Consider the following 5,435-nt stretch of genomic DNA (forward strand, 5'->3'; position numbering starts at 1 on the left):
CACCAGAGGTAAACAGCTGGTGACCAGCGATACCGCTGGTATCGGCCACAAACCGCTGGTGTCCACGACCACCACCACCCGGCAGCACGACGGACGAGCACGGCAGGCCCCACAGTCACCCCAGCCCAGCGCCGCCGCGACACCAATGGAAAGACTAGTCACCAGCGATATATCGCCGACACCTGGGGAAAGGCTCGTCACCAGCGATCCGGCGCCGATACCTGCGGAAAGGCTCGTCACCAGAGGTAAACAGCTGGTGACCAGCGATACCGCTGGTATCGGCCACAAACCGCTGGTGTCCACGACCATCACCACCACCTGGCAGCTCGACGCAGGCCTTACAGTCACCCGCCCGGCGCCGCCGCGGGCACCAGTAGAAGGACTCGTCACCAGAGATCCGGCGCCGAGCCCTGCGGAAGTCCCGGACCTGGTAAAGCCGGAGAACACCCCTCCCCCGCCGCGCTCCTGTCACGGATGCGCCAGACAAGGTCCTCAGCCGGCACGCACCTCGGACCGGGACAGTGTCGCCCGGACGTTCCTGGTAGCGAAGTGCTCGGCCACGAACGACAGGAACGGGACCGTGCCAGCGAGCATGATCGCAAGGAACCACTTCAGCGACCACTGAACACGCCGCCCAAGGTCATAGGCGGTGATGAGGAGCAGCATGTAGAGCCAGCCGTGGGCAATGCCGGTGTACATCACGAGCCTCCCATCACCCCAGATGTACTTCAGGGGCATGGCGATGCACATCAAGACGACTAGCAGGGTACCGACAACGTAGGCCATGACCCTGTACCGGATCAGGGCCGAACGGGCGCCTTGGATGTCTTCCGCGTCGATGACGGTGGGTCCGGAATCTGACTGCTCAGTCACTAGCTCTCTATCTCTCTTAACCATTTTGTCGACTTAGTGTTTAAGTGATGTGCCGGTCTGTCATTAAATCGTCTTGCCTTCAAGGATGGCCATGATCCTGTCGAGGTCGTCTCCAGTGGCAAACTCGATGACAATCTTGCCCTTGTCTCGGCCGATGTTCACCTTGACTCGGGTGTCGAACTGATCGGTCAACCTGCTTGAGAGATAGCTCTCGTGCTCACTCGGTTGCCTTGGGACCCGTCCGGCACTTGGCCTATGGGGTCCCGGGGCCACCCTGGTCAAGGCGATGATCTCCTCGGTGGATCTGACCGAGAGGCCCTCCGCAATGATGCGCCCAGCAAGGCGTTCCTGCGCCTCAGTGTCCGCAAGCCCAAGCAGTGCCCGCGCGTGCCCAGCGGATAGTACCCCCGCTGCCACTTTCGCCTGCACGCTGGGCGGAAGGTTCAAGAGGCGCAGGGTGTTGGAGACCTGGGGTCGAGATCTATGGATCCGGTTCGCCAAGTCTTCCTTGGTGCAGGCGAAGTCACGCAGCAGCTGATCGTACGCGCGAGCCTCCTCAATCGCGTTGAGATTGGCGCGATGGAGGTTCTCAAGTAGGGCATCTCGGAGCAGGGACATGTCATCAGTCCCCCGAATAATGCAGGGAATGGTCGCGCGGCCAGCTATCCGGCTCGCTCGGAGGCGCCTCTCCCCCATGATCAGCTCGTAGTTGTCTCGCCCTGCTTTCCGCACGACGATCGGCTGTAGCACGCCAAACTCGCCGATCGAGCCCGCCAGCTCTTGAAGCTCGTCCTCGTCAAAAACTTCCCGGGGCTGCTGGGGATTCGGAACGATCTGTTCGACCGGAATTTCAGCGAATATGGACCCGTCGTTGAGGGGCCTCGCTTCGTCTTCGTCGGTGCGTGCGAACAAGTCTCCGAGACCCTTACCAAGGGCGCTCTGTTTAGGGGGCATTTCGATCCTCAACTTCCCTGCGGTTCGCCAGCTCCCCTGCTGGCCATCTCCACTGCGGCTGCTTGGTAGGCGACAGCGCCCACCGATTTCGGTTGGTACGTGATCACGGGCAACCCGTAGCTGGGAGCCTCCGCGATCTTCACGGACCTCGGGATCTCCGTCGCCAAGGTCTGGGCGCTGAAGTGGCGGCGGACCTCCTCAGCAACCTCGCGTGACAGGTTGGTTCGTGCGTCATACATCGTCAGAACGATGGTACTGAGCTCCAAGTCGTCATTCAGGTTGCCTTTGACCCGGTTGATGGTACGCATCAGCTGCGTCACACCCTCCAGCGCGTAATACTCCGTCTGAATGGGTACCAGAATCTCGCTGGAGGCGACCAGGGCATTCAGGGTCAGTAGCCCGAGGGATGGAGGGCAGTCGAAGAAGACGTAGTCGACTCCGGATTCCTCTATGTACTGGTTGATGGCATCCCGCATCCGGTGCTCTCGGCCGCGCTCGTTGACCAGCTCCAGTTCCGCTGCGGACAGGTCGATTGCGGCCGGTAGCACATGGAGGTTCGGACTATGGGGCGACGGTTGCGCGTACTCGATGATCCCGGCTCGGTCGAGAAGCACCTCGTAAGTACCTTTGGTGCCGGGGGAGTGATCGACGCCGAGTGCGGTAGAAGCGTTCCCTTGTGGGTCAGTGTCGACAACGAGTACGTTGAGACCCCCCAGAGCCATCGCGGTGGCGATGTTGACCGCGGTGGTTGTCTTACCGACTCCCCCTTTCTGGTTCGCCACGACAATGACACGTGGTTTCGCAGGGCGGGGAAGTGGTTCAGCTACCGGTGGAAGCTCTGATACACCTTCGTCAGCATCCCCATCGTCGTGCGGAGACTCGAGACCCACGGCTCTGCGGGGAGCGCCGTCCGTTTCACGTGAAACGCCGTCGCCATCCTCCCACTGCTCGTCGCCAGCTTCGCGACCCTTTCGCTTGCGAAAGAACAGGGCCATATGATTTGCCTCCTTGAGTAACGGAGACGACTCTATCGGAGTCGCACGTTGTTCTCGACGTAGACACCCGGCGATCGCCGTTTCACGTGAAACGCTTCCGGAGATTGGCGCCACGCAGACCTACCGGATGCCCTCCAAGCGTCTATCACCATTCGACACGTCGGCCTCTGGCTGGGATCCAAAACGCAGCGCGTAGGTTCCGAGTCGGGACCGGCGGTCCAGGCCAATTGGCAAGTGAATGGGGTCGCATCGCGTCAAGAGATGGGGATGAGTTTGAGATTGGCGACTTTGAACTACGACGGGGCTGTGGTTTGACCTCAGAGCGCCGTGGTTTGGACCCACGGCAGGTCTATCGCCCGATCGTCATCAATCACCCGGCTTTCACTGACGCGATGGCGAGCTAACCGCGAGGCCGGGTTTGCCTCCACGTTGTGCGGGGCCCGGAAGCTCAGTCGAAGGGGGATGTGGAGCGGCCGAGGAGGCTCTTGTCCCAGGCCCCGTGAAGAGCACCGGGTCCTCGATGGTCACAGTGGGTACCGCGCGATATGGCTCTCGCCTGAGAGGCCACAGGTCCGCTAATGATGGGCGGCAGTGTCCCATACGCCACCCCTCCCCGCCTTGCTAGGTACCTCGGCAGGGGAGTGGATGATCCACTCTCTAGCTTACTCGTCATAACGGTTTCGCACTTTATCGCTATAACGTTTCCTTGATATATTGTTATGCCTAGGCGGCGTCCAGAGCGGATCGTTTCACGTGAAACCTTGAGTGTCTGACTCCCACGCTCCGCGATATGAGGAGACGGCGGGATGGATTGAGTCAAAATTGTGGGCGAGACCGGAACCGACTCACGCCTGTCGTCCTAGAACGCCTGCTGAGTTCGACGCCATGCCGCGCACACGCCAAGACACGGCGACGATTGCATCATCGAGACCGTCATGCGCAACGAACTGCCAGCCGCGATCCCCGCGTACAGCCTCAATGATGGTCAAGGGCCGTGGGGACCAGCGCGTCGGTGCGGTTCGTTGAACAAGCGGCTACGGAGGCTCAACCCCATGGCGTTGGCTGGGATGAACCACCTGTGAGGGACCGGGTTGGGAGACTGGCCTGGCGGCCCAAGATCGGAGACCGGGACGAGAGACAGGACCGGGAGGCCCGCCGGGAAGCCGCCGGACACCGAGCTATGGGACTGAGCTAGGAGACTGGACTGGGGGACCGAGCTGGGTACCGAAGATTGGACTGGGGGATTGAGAGCTCCATGAGAGAGCTGACACATGGCAGACCCGAGGAGCCGGCCAGCCCACTGCTAAACACCTCGTAAGGGGGCTGGGATACGGGGACGGGGCGGTCGGCGGCCAATCCCAGAACCGTCCCACGACAGTTGACTGTTCAATTATAAATCTCGCGGGAGCAGTACCGTGTCGAAACTCTGCGCTTCGCCGACGGATTCAGTAGCCCCGCCAAAGGAGCGCTGGCGACGCAGAGCGTGCACCCGAGTTTGATGAGCCGGACCGTGCGGCGCTTGAGCCGAGCCGTGCGGCGGTTGAGCCGGACCGTGCGGCGCTTGAGCCCGGCCATGCGGCGGTTGAGCCGGGCCGGGAGTGGATATTGCGCTCGTGGAGAGCCGAGGTTCCGCTGTGGGGTGAGCCAGTGTCCCGGGCATGATTGGGCCGCCGTGACGGTGTCTCTGGTGAGCCGCGGCGACGCTGAGAGCGCCTTCGCGGCTTGTCAGGGGAGGGCGCTGAGGGTCTCGCGAAGGATTCGTGGCCGTCGGCGACGATGGCGTGCGCGATGGCGGTAATCCTCTCGGCATCTGGCTTCGGGCCCAGGACTCCTGACGGGGTGAGAGCTTCGACGAATGGCCTGAGCGGGAATCCAGCCTTCGCGAGGCAACCCGAGCGTCTTGGGGAGCCGCTCGTCCGTCTACGCGACCCGAATCGACCATTCATGAATTGCCTCAGGTGTCCCCTGGATGGGCCGGGCAACCAAGTGACGAGTCTTTCCGCTGGTGTCGCGGCGGCGCCGGACTTGGTGACTGTAGGGGCTGCCGTGCTCGTCCGTCGAGCTGCCAGGTGGTGGTGATGGTCGTGGACACCAGCGGTTTGTGGCCGATACCAGCGGTATTGCTGGACACCAGCTGTATACCGGTGGTGTCGAGCCTTTGCGCAGGTGTCGGCGCCGGATCGCTGGTGACGCGCACCCGGCCAGCGACCGGGTGTCCCCATGGCGTGTGCCTCGAGACGACGCTGGTGCTGGGTGATGGTCGTGGAGACGCGGTTGGTGGCTGTTACCAGCAGTATCGCTGGACACCAGCCGAATACCGCTGGTGACGAGCCTTTCCACAGGTATCGACGGCGGATCACTGGTGACGAGCCATTCCGCAGGTATCGGCGCCGGATCGCTGGTGACGCGCACGCGGCTGGCGACCGGGTGTCCCCGATGGCCTGTTCTTCGAGACGACGCTGGTGCGGTTGGTCGGCGTGGACACCAGCGATTTATTGCCGATACCAGCAGCATCCCTGGTCACCAGCCGTATACCGCTGGTGACGAGCCTTTCCACAGGTATCGGCACCGGATCGCTGGTGACCAGCCTTTCCGCTGGTGTCGACGTCAGAA

3 protein-coding genes and 1 pseudogene are annotated in these 5,435 nt (G+C 62.3%); all 4 read right to left on the reverse strand.

All coding sequences use genetic code 11. From position 1 onward, the window contains the following. On the reverse strand, positions 1 to 309 hold a 309-nt coding region (locus tag BUC15_RS20590; RefSeq protein WP_217652302.1), incomplete at its 3' end, for a hypothetical protein. Between the two features lie 183 nt (positions 310 to 492). After that, a pseudogene (locus BUC15_RS18310) lies at positions 493 to 840 on the reverse strand (DUF3817 domain-containing protein); the annotation flags it as partial. 96 nt (positions 841 to 936) lie between these two features. Beyond that, on the reverse strand, positions 937 to 1,827 hold the full coding sequence (locus tag BUC15_RS18315) for a ParB/RepB/Spo0J family partition protein (protein WP_073191427.1): 891 nt from the start codon (positions 1,825 to 1,827) through the stop codon (positions 937 to 939). An 8-nt stretch (positions 1,828 to 1,835) separates the two neighbouring features. After that, positions 1,836 to 2,717, reverse strand: coding sequence for a ParA family protein (locus tag BUC15_RS18320; RefSeq protein ID WP_245788040.1), 882 nt, complete (start codon positions 2,715 to 2,717; stop codon positions 1,836 to 1,838). Between the last annotated feature and the right edge of the window lie 2,718 nt (positions 2,718 to 5,435).

It is taken from the genome of Tessaracoccus bendigoensis DSM 12906, from assembly GCF_900141915.1.
Taxonomy (GTDB): Bacteria; Actinomycetota; Actinomycetes; order Propionibacteriales; family Propionibacteriaceae; genus Arachnia; species Arachnia bendigoensis.